The organism is Halorussus limi (assembly GCF_023238205.1).
GTDB classification, from domain to species: Archaea; Halobacteriota; Halobacteria; order Halobacteriales; family Haladaptataceae; genus Halorussus; species Halorussus limi.
This window is the reverse complement of record NZ_CP096661.1, coordinates 258957-274860: the sequence shown is the minus strand read 5'-3', so window position 1 is coordinate 274860 and position 15904 is coordinate 258957. Positions and strand designations below refer to the sequence as shown.

Annotated in this window: 13 protein-coding genes and 1 pseudogene; 5 read left to right on the top strand and 9 right to left on the bottom strand. The window is 64.0% G+C overall.

What is annotated here, in order from left to right:
* Positions 1 to 41: 41 nt before the first annotated feature.
* The 3 genes from M0R89_RS21490 to M0R89_RS21480 all read left to right on the top strand — a co-directional run bounded on the left by M0R89_RS21490 (position 42) and on the right by M0R89_RS21480 (position 4163).
* Positions 42 to 1220, top strand: coding sequence for an MFS transporter (locus M0R89_RS21490; protein ID WP_248652802.1), 1179 nt, complete (start codon positions 42 to 44; stop codon positions 1218 to 1220).
* 250 nt (positions 1221 to 1470) lie between these two features.
* Positions 1471 to 2385, top strand: a complete 915-nt coding sequence (locus M0R89_RS21485) for an ABC transporter ATP-binding protein (RefSeq protein WP_248652801.1) — start codon at positions 1471 to 1473, stop codon at positions 2383 to 2385.
* Positions 2382 to 4163 carry an ABC transporter permease subunit gene (locus M0R89_RS21480; RefSeq protein ID WP_248652800.1) on the top strand — a complete coding sequence of 594 codons (1782 nt, stop codon included), beginning with the start codon at positions 2382 to 2384 and terminating at the stop codon, positions 4161 to 4163. Before M0R89_RS21485 ends, M0R89_RS21480 begins: the two co-directional genes overlap by 4 nt.
* A 45-nt stretch (positions 4164 to 4208) precedes the next feature.
* Here the strand turns inward: M0R89_RS21480 and M0R89_RS21475 are convergent, their stop codons facing one another.
* The 7 genes and pseudogenes from M0R89_RS21475 to M0R89_RS21450 form a co-directional block, all read right to left on the bottom strand.
* Positions 4209 to 5909, bottom strand: coding sequence for an asparagine synthetase B family protein (locus tag M0R89_RS21475; RefSeq protein WP_248652799.1), 1701 nt, complete (start codon positions 5907 to 5909; stop codon positions 4209 to 4211).
* Positions 5910 to 5915: 6 nt separating this feature from the next.
* Positions 5916 to 7727, bottom strand: coding sequence for a glutamine--fructose-6-phosphate transaminase (isomerizing) (gene glmS, locus M0R89_RS21470; RefSeq protein WP_248652798.1), 1812 nt, complete (start codon positions 7725 to 7727; stop codon positions 5916 to 5918).
* A 1-nt stretch (position 7728) separates the two neighbouring features.
* Complete coding sequence (locus M0R89_RS23355; RefSeq protein ID WP_256478574.1) at positions 7729 to 7854, bottom strand: hypothetical protein; 126 nt, start codon at positions 7852 to 7854, stop codon at positions 7729 to 7731.
* 294 nt (positions 7855 to 8148) lie between these two features.
* A complete protein-coding gene (locus M0R89_RS21465; protein WP_248652797.1) occupies positions 8149 to 9546 on the bottom strand; it encodes a DUF8130 domain-containing protein in 1398 nt (465 codons plus the stop codon).
* Positions 9547 to 9835: 289 nt separating this feature from the next.
* Entirely contained in the window at positions 9836 to 10489 is a 654-nt protein-coding gene (locus tag M0R89_RS21460; RefSeq protein ID WP_248652979.1) for a ribonuclease HI family protein, read from the bottom strand.
* A 265-nt stretch (positions 10490 to 10754) separates the two neighbouring features.
* A complete protein-coding gene (locus tag M0R89_RS21455) occupies positions 10755 to 10916 on the bottom strand; it encodes a hypothetical protein (protein WP_248652796.1) in 162 nt (53 codons plus the stop codon).
* A 289-nt stretch (positions 10917 to 11205) separates the two neighbouring features.
* Positions 11206 to 11475, bottom strand: a pseudogene (locus M0R89_RS21450) (hypothetical protein); the annotation flags it as partial.
* A 117-nt stretch (positions 11476 to 11592) separates the two neighbouring features.
* Between M0R89_RS21450 and M0R89_RS21445 the strand changes: the two are divergent.
* Positions 11593 to 13548 carry an archaea-specific SMC-related protein gene (locus tag M0R89_RS21445; protein WP_248652795.1) on the top strand — a complete coding sequence of 652 codons (1956 nt, stop codon included), beginning with the start codon at positions 11593 to 11595 and terminating at the stop codon, positions 13546 to 13548.
* Positions 13549 to 13658: 110 nt separating this feature from the next.
* Here the strand turns inward: M0R89_RS21445 and M0R89_RS21440 are convergent, their stop codons facing one another.
* Entirely contained in the window at positions 13659 to 14036 is a 378-nt protein-coding gene (locus M0R89_RS21440) for a hypothetical protein (RefSeq protein ID WP_248652794.1), read from the bottom strand.
* Positions 14037 to 14481: 445 nt separating this feature from the next.
* On the bottom strand, positions 14482 to 15114 hold the full coding sequence (gene rdfA / locus M0R89_RS21435; RefSeq protein WP_248652793.1) for a rod-determining factor RdfA: 633 nt from the start codon (positions 15112 to 15114) through the stop codon (positions 14482 to 14484).
* Between the two features lie 221 nt (positions 15115 to 15335).
* Here rdfA and M0R89_RS21430 point away from each other — a divergent pair, with 221 nt between their 5' ends.
* The gene (locus tag M0R89_RS21430; protein ID WP_248652792.1) at positions 15336 to 15677 is read left to right on the top strand and encodes a cupin domain-containing protein; all 342 of its coding nucleotides are present in this window, start codon (positions 15336 to 15338) and stop codon (positions 15675 to 15677) included.
* Positions 15678 to 15904: the final 227 nt, after the last annotated feature.

Here is a 15904-nt window from a genome sequence, read left to right as displayed (position 1 = left end):
TTTCCGGGAAGGCTTTTTCCGTCGCTCCGAGTAGCGAGCGTATGGTCTCGCTGGTGCGTCGCTACTACCTCTACCGCGCGACGCTCTCCCCCGGGTTCTACATCCCGGTCTCCGTGATTTACATGGAGGCCCGGGGGCTGGGCCTCGCCGACATCGGCTTCGTGCAGGGGGCGTTCCTGTTCTCGATGGTCGCCTCGGAGCTACCGACCGGCTACCTCGGCGACCGACTCGGCCGCCGGAACGCGCTCGCGGTCGGAAGCGCAATCGTCACCGCGGTGATGCTCGGGTTCAGCGTCGCCGACTCAACCGCCGACTTCGCCGTCGTCTACGTCGTCTGGGCGGTCGGGTGGACGTTCCGGACCGGAACCGTGGACGCGTGGCTGTACGAACTGCTCGCCGAACGAGACGCCGAGGACGAGTACGCCCGAATCAGCGGTCGCGCCGACTCGGCCCTGCGACTCGTCTCCGGGATTACGGCGCTCGCCGCCAGTCTGCTGTACACCGTCGACCCGTCCGTTCCGTTCCTCGCGAACGCGGGACTGGCGGCGCTCGGCCTCCCGCTGTTGGCCACGCTCCCGACGACGCGGGGCGACGGCGAGGACGACCGGATGAGCGTCCGCGAGGCGGGTCGCGTGCTCCGGACGCAACTCTCGCGGGCGTCGCTGCGCTGGATAGTCCTCTACGCCGCGCTGTTCAACCTCGTCTTCTCGGTGACGCGGGTGTTCGAACAGCCCGCGATGCGCGCCGTCGGCGTCCCCGTCGCCGGACTGGGCGTCCTCTACGCCGGGTTCAAACTGGTCTCGGCGGTCGCCGCGAGCGCGGCCGGGCCGGCCCAAGACCGACTCGGGACGCGGGGCGTGCTGGTGCTGCTCGTTCCCGTCGTCGGAGTCGCGTACGCCAGCTTTACCGTCGTTCCGGTGCTGCTGGTCCCCGCGCTGTTCGTCAGGCGCGGCCTCCAGCGAATCACCCGTCCCGTCCGGAACGAGTACATCAACGACCGACTGGAGGACGTGGGGCGCGCGACGGTGCTGTCGGGCGTCTCGATGGCGCTCACGCTCGCGTCTGGGACCGCGAACGTCCTCGGCGGCCGGGTCGCGGCCGCCGTCGGTCCGGTGACGTTCCTCTCGGTGACCGGCGTGGCCGCGTCGCTCGCCGGCGGCCTCCTCTGGGTCGTCACGCGGCCGATTCGGGAGGGAACCGCCGACGCGGCGCCGACGTAGCGCAGAGAAATGTATATCGTTGTCTAAAGTGGGTGTAGTTGTCTCCGCGTCGCGCTCCTCGGCGGCGGGCAGGTCGTCGGCTACCGCGTCCACCACGTCCTGCTCAGGCGTCCCGCTTCGCCGGTGGGTTCACTGAGATTCCGATGAGTCACGCCCGGGAGCGGCCTTCCACCGGTTTGCGGCCGGACGAATCTCGCAGTTCGCCAACGTTTCAACGTTTTTAACTTACGGTTGTTCCTACCTCGGGCGTATGGCCGCCATCGAAACGCGCTCGCTGACAAAGCGGTTCGGTTCCCTCCACGCCGTTCGCGACCTCGACCTCCGCGTCGAACGCGGCGAAGTGTTCGGCTTCCTCGGCCCGAACGGCGCGGGCAAGTCCACGACCATCAACGTGTTGCTGGACTTCGTCCGGCGCACCTCGGGCGACGTGTCCGTCCTCGGCTACGACCCCGAGGAGGACCCCCGAGCGGTCCGCCAACGCATCGGCGTCTTGCCGGAGGCCGCCGGGTTCTACGACCGGGACACCGCCCGCGACCACCTCCGGTTCGCGACCGAGATGAAGCGCGCGACCGACGACCCCGGCGACCTCCTCGAACGCGTCGGTATCGCCGACGCCGCCGACCGGCCGGTCGGCGGGTTCTCGAAGGGCATGCGAAAGCGCCTCGGTCTCGCAATCGCGCTCGTCGGCGACCCCGACCTGCTCGTCCTCGACGAACCCCTCGGCGGACTCGACCCGTCCGGCGTGAGTCTCGTCCGCGAAATCGTCCGGGAGGAGCGCGACCGCGGTGCCGCGGTGTTCTTCTCAAGTCACATCATGGACCAAGTGGAGACGGTCTGCGACCGGGTGGGCATCATGCACCGCGGCGAACTCGCGGCCGTCGGCGCGGTCGAGTCGCTCCGGGCCGACACCGAGACGCCCGCCGAGTTCACTCTCGCCGTCGAGTCAGCGCCCGACGGCGTCGAGCGCGAACTCGCGGCGCTCGACGGCGTCGACGACGCGACGGCGCGCGACGGGACCCTTCGGGTCGTCTGCACGGACCCGTCGGTGAAGGCCGACGTGGTCTCCCGAGTGGACGACGCGGGCGCGACCGTCGTGGACATCGACAACGAAACACCGTCGTTGGAGCAGGTCTTCCGGGCGGTAACCGACGGGACGAACGCATGAGTCGGGTCTGGACCATCGCCCGGGAGGACGCACGTCGCGCGGCCCGGAGCCGACTCGTCTGGGGCGCCGTCATCCTCCTCGGAATGATGTTCCTCCTGTCGATTCCGGGGTCCGCGCGGCCGGAGATACATCCAATCGGCGAGTACCTGCTGATGCTCCCGATGGAACTGATGACCTTCGCGCTCGTGGTCGTCGCCGCCGTCGGCTACAACTCGGTCGTCGGGGACCGAGCGACCGGAACCCTCCAGTTCGCGCTCGGCCTCGGCGGAACGCGACGGGGGTTCGTCTTGGGGAAACTCCTCGCGCGCGCTGCCGTCGTCGTCGGTGCGCTGACGGTGGTCCTCGCCGTCGCGAGCGCTCTCGTCGCCCGGGGGTACGGCCGACCGCATCTGGCGTCGTTCTGGGTGATGGCCGGGTGGATGCTCCTCTACGGCGCGGTCTGGACCGCCGTCGCCGTCGGCTACTCGGCGGCGTTCGCCTCGGAGTACCGGACGCTCGGCGCGTTAGCCGGGACGTACGCCCTGTTCAGTCTGGACGTGGGCATCTGGAACGTCGTCGTCCGGCCGGTGTTCTCGCTCGTGTTCACCGGGTCGCTCGACGCGCCGTCGTACGAGACGCTGGCGTCGGCCCCGACGTGGCTCCGCGTCACCGAGCGCCTCAACCCGCTGATAAGCTTCTGGGAGGCGATGCGCTGGTCGGTCGAGTCCGTGGGTCCGGGGACTCCCACCGGCGGCCTCCTCCCGAACCTGCTGGGGGCCGCCGCGTTCGTCCTGTTCGGCGCGGTCCCGCTGGCGGTCGGAGCGCGTCGCTTCGAGCGTGCGGACCTCGACGACGACGGTTCCGGACTCGGGGTGGGGAGTCGGCTCTGGCGGTTGCTCTCCGGCGTCGGACCCGCTACACGCAGTCGGGACGGCCCCGGGCCGCGGACGACGCTCGCGCGCGTTCGCACGGTCGCCCGCGCTGACGCCCGGCACACGCTCCAGAACTGGGTCGCGATGGGCGGCATCGCGGCGGTCGTTCTGTTCACCGGACCGCGCCTCTGGCAGGGCCTCGACCCGAACAGCGTGTCGACCGTCGCCGGGGAACTCGCGGACGTTCCGCGGACGTTCTTCCTTCCGGTGACGGCCCTCGGCATCGCGGTCGGGTATCGGACCGTCGCGGGCGACCGAGAGGACGGGACCGCCCGACTGGTCCTCGGACTGTCGGCGACCCGTCGGGACCTCGTCCTCGGGAAACTCCTCTCGCGGACGACGCTCGCCGTCTGCACGCTCCTCCCCCTCGTCTGCTTCGCGGAGGCCCTCGTCGCGACGCGCTTCGGCGAGTTCTACCCCGGAGTCTTCCTCGCGTGGGCGGGATGGACGCTGCTGTACGCCGTCGCCTGGACGAGCGTCGTCGTCGGCGTCTCCGCGGCCGTCTCGTCGCGGTATCGGGCGCTCGCGGCCGCGTTCGGGACGTTTCTGGCGTTCACCCCCGCCTACGGCCTGTGGGGCGTACTCGTCCGGCCGACGGCCGCGCTCGTCTTCACCGGCGAGTTCCGCACCCCGGACACCGCGATCACCACCAGCCTCGGTCCGCTGTGGTTCCGCTACCTCGACCGCCTCAGCCCGTTCGTCGCGTTCGAGACGGTTCTCGACGGTCTCTTCGCGCTGACCGCGTACGAAACCCACGCGGAAGTGACCGCGCCGGTGTTCCTCTACAGCGTCGCCGTCTCCGCGTCGTTCGCCGCACTCGCGGTGTATCTCGGTTTCCGGCGGTTCGCTCGGAGCGACCTCGGATAGCGAAACCTCGGCTAGCGAGACGACCGACGCGACGCACACCCGGCGTCACACCGACCGAAGCCGAAACCGGTCGGCGGGCGGCGACAGAATCGCTCGGGCCTCGGGAGCCGAATCGCGCTCCAGTCGCCCGAGCCACGTCCGGGCGTCGTTGATGCGGAGCTTCAGCCTGACCGGTAGCTCCTGAATCGCCGGTCGGTCGGGGAACAGTTCGGCGTCCAAGTTCGCCCGGTCGTACTCCCGGCGGCGGTCCGGCCACGCGTTCTCGAAGGACTCGAGGAACGGCGTCCGCGCCCGGACGAACTGCTCTATCTCGTTGAGTGTCGCCGAGTCGTGGGGTCTGTCGGGCGGTCGGTGTCGAAGCACGTCCGAGTCGATGCGCTCCAGCGCCCGCCGGAAGGTCCGAGTGTTGCGGTGTTCGGGCGGGGTCCGGAGGTGCCAGTCCAGCAGTTCGGCGTCGGCCGCTGGGAACGCTTCGAGGAAGTGGTTCGCCAAGTGAGTCCGGAACGGGTGGGTCGGCTGGTTGGCGACGCCGACGGCCGCACAGCCGTTGTGCGGCGAGTCGTAGCGGTCGTCAAGTCGGTCGAACTCCCGGTCCACGGCGTCGCGGGCGAAGTCGAGACTCTCGACGCCCACGCCGAAGTCGGCGGCGCGGTCGCTCAGCGGGACGAACCCGAACTTGTCGGTCACGAGGCGTCTCGCGGGGTCGAAGTCGGTCGCCAGTTTCGACCGGGGGAGCCGATACCCCCACGCCTCGACCGCGTCGCGGGGGAGGAAGTGGCCCCGGAGGAACGTGTCGAACAGCAGGCCGTGGTACATCGCGTCGGCGTCCATGCGGTCGGCGTAGCCTCCCTGATGGATGTGGATGGACTCGCGGATACCGTTGGCGTACCGAATCGTCTCGAAGTCGGTGTTCAGGTAGTCGCCGTCGGCCTCGAAGGCGTCGTGGTCGCTGCCGTACTGGTCGGCGATGCGTCCGGCCACCGCGGCCTCGCGGCCGCCCTGTCGCGTCACGGTGTAACAGGCGTTCACGTCGGTCGCTCCGGCGAGGAAGGCCCGCGAGTCGTAGCCCGCGCTCAGGAGCAAGCCCTTCCGACCCGGAAGCCGCGCCCGGCGTTCGAGCGCGCGTTCGAGGCGGACCGCGAGTTGCTCGACGTGGTCGAACTCGGTCGGCCGGTATGCGAACCGGTCGAACGTCTCGGTGCGGTCGGCGTGGAGGCGGCCGTCGAACGGCACCCGGCGGAGTTCGTCCACGAGGGTCGCGTCGCCCAGCACCACGCCGAGGTGGAGGAATTCGAGCAGGCTGTCCCGGCGGACCGTCGGGTCGGGAATCGCGCGCGCCACCTCGAAGGCGTCGCTACCGAACACCCTGACGCCGGGCGCGTCGGTGTAGAAGCAGTCCCACGTCCGGGCCGGGTCGGTGGCGACGTAGGCCGAGTCGCCCCCGTCGACCGCGGCGAGGTGCGACCCGTTCACGTCGGCCAGCACGTCGGGACCCGCCGCGAGGGCGCGCTCCAGCATCCGCTTGGCGGGCGTCGTGGTCGCTTCCGGGAGGTACGCCTCGCCCCAGAGGACGCAGAGGCCGTCGTCGCCCGCGTGTGCGTCCGTCCGGCCCGGGATTCCGAATCCGACGTCGCGGACGCCGACAGTCATCGAGTCGCCCTCGACCACGCAGTCGAACGACGACGGTTCTCGGAACCGCGCGAACGCCGCCCGGTCGCCGAAGACGCCGAACAGTTCTCGGTTCATTCGCGCTCACTCGACGGTGACGCTCTTGGCGAGGTTGCGCGGCTTGTCGATGGCGCGGCCGAGTCGGTCGGCGGTGTGGTACGACAGCAGTTGGAGTTGGACGTTCGCCAGCAGACCCGCGATGTCCGGGTGGGTGTCCGGAATCGGCAGGTGGGCGTCGGCCGCGTCGGTGACGGTGTGGTCCGGCGGAGAGACCGCGACGATGGGCGCGCCGCGGGTCTGGGCCTCCCGAGCGTTCGTCACCGTCGTCTCGTCGTCGTCGCCCGTGACGACCGTGAAGACGGGTGTGCGGGGCGTGACGAGCGCGAGCGGGCCGTGCTTGAGTTCGCCGGCGGCGAACCCCTCGGCGTGTTCGTAAGTTATCTCCTTGAACTTGAGCGCGCCCTCGATGGCGACCGGGTAGGCGAGACCCCGGCCGATGAAGAAGAAGGCGTCGCTCCCGAGGTAGTCGTCGGCGACCCCCGCCGCGTCCTCCCGGCCGAGGACGCGTTCGACGTGGTCGGGGAGGCGTTCGAGCGCGTCGTAGAACGCCGCCGGGTCGTCCCACGGCGATTCGTCCGCCGCGTCGGCCGAGACCCGGTGGGCCAGAAGCGAGAGCGAGACGACCTGCGAGGAGAACGTCTTGGTCGCCGCGACCCCGATTTCGGGGCCGGCCCGGATGAACAGCGCGTCGTCGGCCTCCCGGGCCGCGGAGGACCCCATCACGTTCGTCACCGCGACCGTACGCGCGCCCGCCTTCGTCGCGCGGTCGAGCGCCGCGAGGGTGTCTGCGGTCTCGCCGCTCTGGGTCACCGCGACGACCAGCGTCTCGCGGTCGACCGGAATCGCGTCGTCGTACTCGCTGGCCCGGAACGCTTGGGCGGCGACCCCGGCCTTGTTGAGCAGTTGGGTGCCGTACTTCGCGGCGTGGAACGAGGTGCCGCAGGCGACGAACTGGACGCGCTCGACGCCCTCGAACGCGCCCGGCGGGAAGTCGTCGAGGTCGGGTTCCCGGCCGTCGGGTCCGACTCGGCCCTTGATTCCGTTCGCCAGCGAGACGTGCTGGGTCTCGATTTCCTTGCGCATGTAGTGGTCGTAGCCGCCCTTGCCGGTCTCCTCGGGGTCCCACGAGACGACTTCGCTCGACCGCTCGACCGGGTCGCCGTCGAGCGTCGAGAGTTCCACGTCACCGGGTCGGACGACGCCGACCTCGTCGTCTTCGAAGTAGATCACCTCGTCGGTGTGTTCGAGGAACGCGGGCACGTCGCTGGCGAGGAAGTACTCCTCGTCGTCCACGCCCAGCACCAGCGGCGACCCCTGCCTCGCGGCGAAGACCGCGTCCTCGCCCTCGACCATCGCGGCGATGGCGTAGCTTCCGTCGAGGTCCCGGACCGCCTCTCGGAAGGCCGTCTCGGGGTCGTTGTCCGCGAGGTGGCGCTCGAAGAGGTGCGGGATGACCTCGGTGTCGGTGTCGCTGGTGAACTCGTGGCCCGCGGCCTCCAACTCCGCGCGGAGTTCGGCGTGGTTCTCGACGACGCCGTTGTGGACCACCGCGACCTCTCCGGTCGCGCCGGTGTGGGGGTGGGCGTTGTCGTCGGTCGGCGGGCCGTGGGTACTCCAGCGCGTGTGCCCGATGCCGATACCGCCGTAGACGCCGCTGTCGTCGACCGACTCCTTGAGGTCGTCGACGCGGCCGCTACACTTCTGGACGGCGAGTCCCGCGCCGTTCTCCACCGCGATGCCCGCGGAGTCGTAGCCGCGGTATTCGAGTCGTTCGAGACCGCCGAGCAGTCGGTCCACGCCGTCGTCCGCGCCGATGCGCGCGATGATGCCGCACATCTCAGCTCACCCGCCCGTCGGTCGCGGTCCGGTCGTTCGACGCCGTCGCGCTCTGCATCTGTCCCGCCAGACGACTCCGTCGGGTCGTGCTGTAGGCCATACTGTCAGGGTCGGCCGGGGCGTCCATTACTATAAAGCGGGTAAGCCCTCGCTTATCGCACCGATAACGACGCCCTCTCCCTCGTGCGATTAGCTCGTTGCAACAGTTGCACTTATTTCGCTCTGATGTTCGGCTTTGCGCGAATTAGCACCCTCCAAAAATGCCTTGGTGGTGACAGACTCTCGACAACTACCTGCGCGCGTCCCATGCATCGAACGAGATTCGCCACCGGGAACAACTCGACCGCATCCCCGAGGAGAGTGAAAATCTCGGATGGTGCCAGCGGACGGCCGCTACTAACAACGCTCCGCTACGCGGAGGTCAGGGAACGGTGATGGTGAGGGTGTATGGGAAGAGTTGATTCCACCAGTCGTACTCCTTCGCGCCCTCGTACGTCGGCCACTTCGCCCAAATTGTGCCGAGCGCCTCGTAAGTCCCCGTCTGAAGGGACTCATCGCCTCCCAGCTGGTCGTGGCCGAGGCGGTAGGTCGCAGACTCGGTCCGGCCCGGCAGGAGGTCCATCTCTGCGTGTGACTCCGGAGTGACGCTCTGGCCCTCGATAACTACGTTCTCGGTCTGTTCGTACGCATCGTTCCAGAGGACGTGTTCGCCGCCGAGGCCGTACGCCCAGAGTACACCGAATGGGGCGATGCCGGCCATCTGCAGTTGGACACTGTGGTCAGCGGTATTCTGCACGGAGAGCCGGATATCAACGGAGCCAGCTGTCTCTGCATTCTCTTCGGAGACGGTCGCGTGGAACGCAAGCGGGAGTTCGTCCCAATGGACGTGGCGAGTCTCGAACACGTAGACCGCGTCGTCAACGCGGACGTAGTTACTGTCGTGGTTGAGGTCCTTGGCGAACTGTCGGGGGACCTCATCCGGATAGGTAGTGTGGATGCGGTCCTGATAGTTACCTGGTGTCTTCCGGTCACTGGTGAGGACGCGGTCGATGAAATCTCTCGTCGGCGGGCCGTACTCGGTGGCCTCCCAGACGCGGCGACCGTAGAGTTCCTCGTCAGTAACTTCCTGCGCACGAACGGTGTGCGGTGGAGCGCGTTTGGTTCGGGAGATGACGATTTCGCCAACGCCTTGCGGGGTCTCGATGTAGTCGTATCGGTCGAGGAAGTCTCGGACGGAGGGTTCGAGTCGGGTGGTCTCGTAGGGACGTCGTTGGGTTTCGACGCCAAGGGAAGCGATGGTCGAGACCACTTCTTGGATGGCATCGTTCGACTGGACGTCCTCGCTGTTGGACGCGACGGTGCGGTTTTTGACGGGTTCGCTCTTGGAGATATCGGTGTCGAGACGAACGGTCACGGTTGGGAACGTGTGCTCGATGTCCCAGACTGTGCCGTTGTACGCAACTAGGTTGACGCCGTCGATACTGTCGAGAAATGCCTGTGTAGCATCCCGAGTCTCGTAAGGTGAGGACTCGATGGCAGTACGGACAGCGTCACGGACGGACTTGTCGAGGTCCGAGAGAGGGACAGCGTCAGTTTCCGGGAAGCGGAAGGTGCCCTCTGAGAGAGTCCACGCTTTCGCCAGATACGATTCCCGTTTGATGTCGACGAGCGTCGGGGACTCGGTCGTGGTTCCGGATGTGGTAGTTCTGGAGGTCGTCCGGTCTGACGGCTTCTGTTGGTTACAGCCAGCGACGGTAGTGCTGACGGCGAGTCCAGTCGCTGTGCGGAGGAGGCCGCGTCGGGTGGCGGAGGGCGACATGGACTGAGGATTAGATGGCTCGGAGAAATGTTTTCTGTTTGTCTGTAGACTCGGATGTTGAAATAGTCGCGTCTGCTTGCATGAATCCGTAATCCTGAACTGGTAATTCCGTTTGCGGCACGTAACGAGTCACCGCTGACCGATACGCACGCTGTATCTTGCAAGTCACTCCCGACCTACCCAACCCCCGGCAGAAATAGCATGCTGAATACCAAGGATGTATGTAGTTTCTAGTAACTTCTGAGGACTCAACAGAGCCGGATTTCGGATTGGAAGCGGTGTATCTCTCCTATCCCGGTCCGAAGGCCGCGATATCGGCTCCCACTGTCGCCAGTGCGTCGGCGGGATTCGGGTCGCTGTCGGCCAGATGCGTGTAGTGGTGTTCCGGGATGCTCGACAGTGCTTCCGCGACGGCCTCGCTGTATGCCTCAACGCCTGGTTCCGTCGGGTCGTCGCCGCCCCAGACGTCTCGGATGACCGTCATCGAATCGATGCGCACTTCGAGCCTGCGTGGCTCGTAACGAGTCAACAGTTCGGAGAGTCCGAGTTGGAGGGCGACGTACTCGGCGGTGTTGTTCCCCGTCCGAGAGCCGACCGGTCGGCCGAGACGGGCGAGTTCGTCCTCCGCAGCGTCCATGATGACAGCGCCCGCACCTGCGGGGCCGGGATTACCGCGCGAACTGCCGTCGACGTAGAGGACGAAGGTATCGCTCGTCGGTTCGGCGACGGGTGGCCGGGTGAGTTCCGACGTCAGTAGACTTTCGAGCGCACGACGCAACTCGTCCGAGGTGGTCGAAGGGTCGAACAGACCGCCGTAGCCGGGGACGGCGTCGTCGATGGCGTCGGTGGCGGCCGCCATCTCGTAGCCGGCGCCCGCGAGCACCTCGTCGACGAGCGCGGCGAGCGGCGAGAGGTGTTCGGCCGGGAGTCGGTCGTCGGTCACGCCACGTCCCCCTTCGGGCATCGGTTCTGGGACCTCGCACCCTCGCCCCCGGATAGTCTCGCTGGCTGGTCGTACAACTGCATACAGGTCCTCGGTGGTCGAGCGGGATAATATCTTCAGGTGCTACCGGTAGCGGGCGGTTTGAATCGGTCGGCTGTGGGTCATCTGCGGCGGATGCAAACGGTATGTTGAATACAGAGGCTGTATTCATCACAACCGCCGACTGGAAGAGTGCGAAATGTAGAGCGTTGGAATTTTCGGGCACTCAGTACGGGTCGGTGTTTTGGACGGCCTTGATGAGGGACTCCTGCAGATCCTCGTCGGTGATGCGGAATCCGAGAGCTTCGCTCTCCCCTTCGAGTATGATGGTTCCGTCATCGAGTTGCTCTATGGACTGCACTTCGCCGATTTCGGTATCAGTATCCATTGTTGGAGTACGCGTAGGTGCTGATGGGACGAAACGGTTATGGCCAGTTCGAATGTGGCGTTTTTTGGAGGCATTATAACGCGTTCTCTCGTCTTCTGTCGCAGAAGCTCGAACACCTACGCCGGGATTGAAACCCCGCCCGACTCGGTCCAGACCCACTCGGCATGCAAGTGGATACGTGCCCTCTATTTAACACGAAAGTCACCGACTAATGATTGCCGATTGTACTGCACCTAAGTGGATATCGACCGCCACTACAAACTATCGAGACGGACTGGAAGATCCTACCCTATACACGTATTCGACTAGGACCTCGATGTCTTGGCCGGTTTGCTTGGTGATGAGCGTGATAATCTTCTCGGGAAGGTTTGGATAGTCTCGACCCTCGCAATTCTTCGCTGGAAAGCAAACAGTGGTCGATGGGCTCCACGTGGACGACGATTTCGGCATCGGTAGCCTCACGGACGTCGGTGATGTCCTCGGCGCCCATCGTAATCGGCTCACCCTGGTCGAACTGCGCTTTGTCGCCCTCAAGGACAACCATCGACGGAACTGACCGCATACCGTAGTGAAAGCAGCCGATATACTGTTCTACGATTCTGACTGTTCACCGACCGATAGCAGAGTAACGACAGTACGACAGGACTTTTGGCCTACGTAGTGGATAGTCTCACGTATGAATTCTACGGACGAAATGCTCGACACGGCCCACCTCTCGGCCGAGAACGTCGGCGGTATCGAGGAGACGGAACTCACCTTCCGTCACGGGGTCAACGTTCTCACCGGCCGTAACGCGACGAACCGTACGTCGACACTTCAGGCGCTCATGGCTGTTCTCGGAAGCGACATGGCGAGTCTGAAAGCCGACGCCGAGCGCGGGCATGTAGAACTCACTATCGGTGACGACACCTACACGCGGACGCTCACGCGGACCGATAGCGACGTAGTCATGACGGGCGAGCCACTGGTAGATACCTCCGTCCTCCCGGACCTTTACGCGTTCTTGCTGGAGAACAACGAGTCGCGGCGGGCGGTCGCGCGGAGCGATGACCTGCGAGAGGTCATTATGCGACCGGTCGATACCGACGAGATAGAGGCCGAAATCGACAGACTCGAACGGGAGAAACGCCGACTCACCGACGACCTCGAATCGCTCTCCGACCTCGAACGGCGACTGCCCAAACTCGCCGAGGAGGAGACGCGTCTGAAACGCGAACTCGAAGAGACAAGCGAGGAACTCGAAGCGAAGAAGGCCGAAATCGACGCCTCGAACGCGGACGTGGAGGAGACCCGCGAGGAGAAAGACGAGTTGGAATCGAAATTGGAGGAGTTACAGGACGTCCGGTCGGCGCTCGAAGACACCCGCTACGAGATCGAGACCAATCGAGAGAGCATCGAGCGTCTCCGCGAGGAACTCGACGAGTATCGAGAGCGCGAAGAGCAACTACCCGCCGCGCCGGCCGAGCGAATCGACGAACTCGACTCGGAGATCGACCGACTTCGACGACGGAAACGGGATCTCGAATCCGACATCACCCAACTGCAGAGCATCATCCAGTTCAACCAAGACATGCTGGACGACTACGAGTCGGACGTTCTCGAAACGCTCGGTGATACCGGAGCGTCGAGCGGCGACGGAGTGACTGACCAACTGCTCGGCGGTCAACAGGAAGTGACGTGTTGGACGTGCGGGAGTGCGGTCGAACGCGACCAGATAGACTCGACGACCGAACAGATACGAGAGTTCCAATCGACGAAACGCGACGACCGTCGCGAACTCGAAACCCGGATTTCGGAACTCGTCTCGGAACGAGACGAACTGAAGGACCGATTGCAGACGCGCGAACGACTGGAGAACCAGATCGAGGAGTCGGAAGCCGAACTCGCCGACCGCGAAGAGCGCGTCGATGAACTGCGAATCGAACGCGAGGGCCTCGAATCGGAACTCACGACGCTGAACGACGAGGTGGAGTCGCTTCGGAGCGAAGACTACGACGAGATTCTGGACCTCCACCGTGAGGCGAACCAACTCGAATTCGAGTGCGATCGCCTGAGAGACGAGCTATCGGAGGTCCGCGAGGAGATAGCGCAGGTCAAGGACAAACTCGACGAACGGGAGTCGCTCGAAGCGGAGCGAGACGAAATCGACGCGGACCTCGAAGAGCTTCGGACCCGCGTCTCCCGCATCGAACGAGAGGCCGTCGAAGCGTTCAACCAGCACATGGAGGAACTGCTCGACGTGCTCGACTACTCGAACCTCGACCGTATCTGGCTCGAACGAACCGAGACTGAAGTCCGCGAGGGACGGCGTAAGGTCTCGAAGACGACGTTCGACCTGCACGTCGTTCGTAGCACCGAGTCGGGCACCGCCTACGAGGACACCATCGACCACCTGAGCGAGAGCGAGCGTGAGGTGACGGGTCTCGTGTTCGCGCTGGCCGGGTTCCTCGTCCACGACGTTCACGAACGGATTCCGTTCATGCTGTTGGACTCGCTGGAGGCAATCGACTCCGAGCGCATCGCAGCGCTCGTCGAGTATTTCGAGTCCTACGTCGATTACGTGGTCGTCGCACTCCTCCCCGAGGACGCCGACGCTCTCCCGGACGAGTACGAGCGAATTACCGACATTTAGCGGTACTTGCAACCCTTTACCTGAATCTCTGCGTTTCCTTCTCAATGCGCCGACCACGCTACAGTCCGTCGATGTAGTTCAAATCCGTGTGGTGAGAGCCTCGACACTTGTTACGGACCCCGAAGCTCCCGTCGTTTGTACAGGTACGCAGGAATAATCAAGACTGGGAACAGCAGGGACCCGACGAGGTAGAGACCGGTATCGGGTTGCCACCCGGTCGTTACGTCTTCGAGATATTGCGAGTCGAGGTACATCGTAATCGGGCTGAGGAGGTATCCCGCGACGAGGAACGCCAGCGACCATCTGTAGAGTCCGACGACCAGCAGTACAGCCGAGAGATAGACGCCGTAGTGCCACCGATTCCAGTGGTCGGAGTGGGTATCGAGCTTTTCGACTGCCGCTTCGGAGTCCCCGCCGTAGGCGAGGGTATCCGTCCAATCGGCCGCCTCCTCCGACTCCCCGTTTCGGGGACTCCCTTGGGGTGCCATACAATCTCAAGGAGGCATGCGGATAAAAGCTTTCGTCCGAAAGCGAGAGCGATTCGTTGTCCAAACCCACACAGAAGTAATTAGAGCTAATATAGTTAATTATACATATAAGTTGATTACTCGGTAGTCGAGAAAACTCAGACTAAGGACGTGTATTCCGGTAAATGGACTGGAAATTCTATGACATTTTGTTATTGAGGGACCCACGCTATAATACTGTAAAATACGCGAATATACGAAGAATTCCCGAAATAAATGCGCATTACTCGCATTTACGGGAAATAAACCAGGGCTACGACGAGTAATATCGTTAGATTCGATAGTCCATATATCTACAAACATTTCTAATTATTGTCGGGGGTAGCGAACTCCTCCGTAGCTAAACAACTCCGCTTGCTGTGAACTCCACATTCCTCCACGAATGCGGAACGTATCCGCCGCCGGACTACCCCTCACACTCGCACCCGCGTTCGGTGAGCAGATCGACGATATCGCGTTGCGTACCGCAGTCCTCGCAGAAGACGTTGACGTCGACAAAGATGTCGAAGTCACCGACCGATATCAACTCCTTGTTGGAGAGTTTCTGTAGGTTCTGTTCTGAGACGGCAGTTAATCGACTCTGTAACCGTTGCACGCTGTCGAGGGTCTTCTCCACACGTTGCCGCTCTCCGGTTTCGGACTCCCATTCGGCGTCACGGTACTCCGTGAGATAGGTGTGGACCGCCTGATGTGAGACGAAGTTTCGTTGCAGTTCCTCGACGGCGATGCCTTCGCGTCGCAACGTCGATTCGGCCTCAGTTTTGTTGCCCGCACTCGTCTCGTCGTCGGTCAGGAGGCGGTAGAAGTTCTCTACTTCGCCGTCGAGTGGATTCATCCCGGCGTCTTCCATCGCCGTCCGTAGCAACGCCTGATTCAGGTGGTCCGCCAACTCGCGTAAACTCCGCTGGTCGTCGCCCTGGTCGGTCCACGACGCGACGAGTTCGTCGCCGGTTCCGTTCAATCCGTACTCCCCGATGACGCGGGCGACTTTACTCCGGTGTCCGGTCGACGTTTGCTCGGTCTTCTCGTCGGAGTCCATTTCTGGTTGCTCTACGTCGTCCAGATAAAAAAGGTACGCAGTTACCACTCGACGGCTTTCTACCGACGCAACGAAACCGCTTCGCCGTATCGTATCGGTAATTCACCGGCACTGGTACTGAATTCGGATACGACCCCGAGGTTCGATACGTGTCTTTCCCCGAAATCGCCGAACTGTCTCTCCCGAAACTTTACCTCCGGGGGCGTTATCTGTCCACTCCAATGTCAGACTTCGACGATACGAACTGGACGAATCCTTCCAAGATCGACCGACCGTACGAGGGAATCGAGCGACGCGTCCTCTCGTACACGGACGAACTGATGCTCGTCCATTACACGGTTGCGGAGGGAGCGGTGTTCCCGGAACACGAACACGACGAGACGGTGCAAGCCGTGTTCGTCATCGACGGTTGCATCGAACTCTTCGGCGACCGAGAGGGACGTTTGGCCGCCGGTGATTCGTTCGTCGTCCATCCCGGAGTCCGTCACGGCATCGAAGGCGTCGCACCCCGGACGCAGTTGATAGACGCTTTCAATCCGCCTATCGAGCGCTATCGTGAGTAGTCGCCGTAGACATCGTTACGCCGTTATCGTCTGTGGTACTACCGCCTGTAGAGGTCCCCTCGACACCCGGTCCGTAGATGCCTTTACAAGACTAAACGCGTAAAGCATTGTGATAAGGTAACAGGTAACTTATTTCCGGTCCGTTAGCAATAATGTGGAGTTCGAAACGCAACTGTCGGTGGCGGGGAGACAGCGCACGTAACCGGGATTTGCTAGTTACAGAACGA

Coding starts and splice junctions, on each gene's coding strand:
- M0R89_RS21490 (WP_248652802.1), top strand. CDS start 42: ATGGTCTCGCTGGTGCGTCGCTACTACCTCTACCGCGCGACGCTCTCC.
- M0R89_RS21485 (WP_248652801.1), top strand. CDS start 1,471: ATGGCCGCCATCGAAACGCGCTCGCTGACAAAGCGGTTCGGTTCCCTC.
- M0R89_RS21480 (WP_248652800.1), top strand. CDS start 2,382: ATGAGTCGGGTCTGGACCATCGCCCGGGAGGACGCACGTCGCGCGGCC.
- M0R89_RS21475 (WP_248652799.1), bottom strand. CDS start 5,909: ATGAACCGAGAACTGTTCGGCGTCTTCGGCGACCGGGCGGCGTTCGCG.
- glmS (WP_248652798.1), bottom strand. CDS start 7,727: ATGTGCGGCATCATCGCGCGCATCGGCGCGGACGACGGCGTGGACCGA.
- M0R89_RS23355 (WP_256478574.1), bottom strand. CDS start 7,854: ATGGACGCCCCGGCCGACCCTGACAGTATGGCCTACAGCACGACCCGA.
- M0R89_RS21465 (WP_248652797.1), bottom strand. CDS start 9,546: ATGTCGCCCTCCGCCACCCGACGCGGCCTCCTCCGCACAGCGACTGGA.
- M0R89_RS21455 (WP_248652796.1), bottom strand. CDS start 10,916: ATGGATACTGATACCGAAATCGGCGAAGTGCAGTCCATAGAGCAACTC.
- M0R89_RS21445 (WP_248652795.1), top strand. CDS start 11,593: ATGAATTCTACGGACGAAATGCTCGACACGGCCCACCTCTCGGCCGAG.
- M0R89_RS21440 (WP_248652794.1), bottom strand. CDS start 14,036: ATGGCACCCCAAGGGAGTCCCCGAAACGGGGAGTCGGAGGAGGCGGCC.
- rdfA (WP_248652793.1), bottom strand. CDS start 15,114: ATGGACTCCGACGAGAAGACCGAGCAAACGTCGACCGGACACCGGAGT.
- M0R89_RS21430 (WP_248652792.1), top strand. CDS start 15,336: ATGTCAGACTTCGACGATACGAACTGGACGAATCCTTCCAAGATCGAC.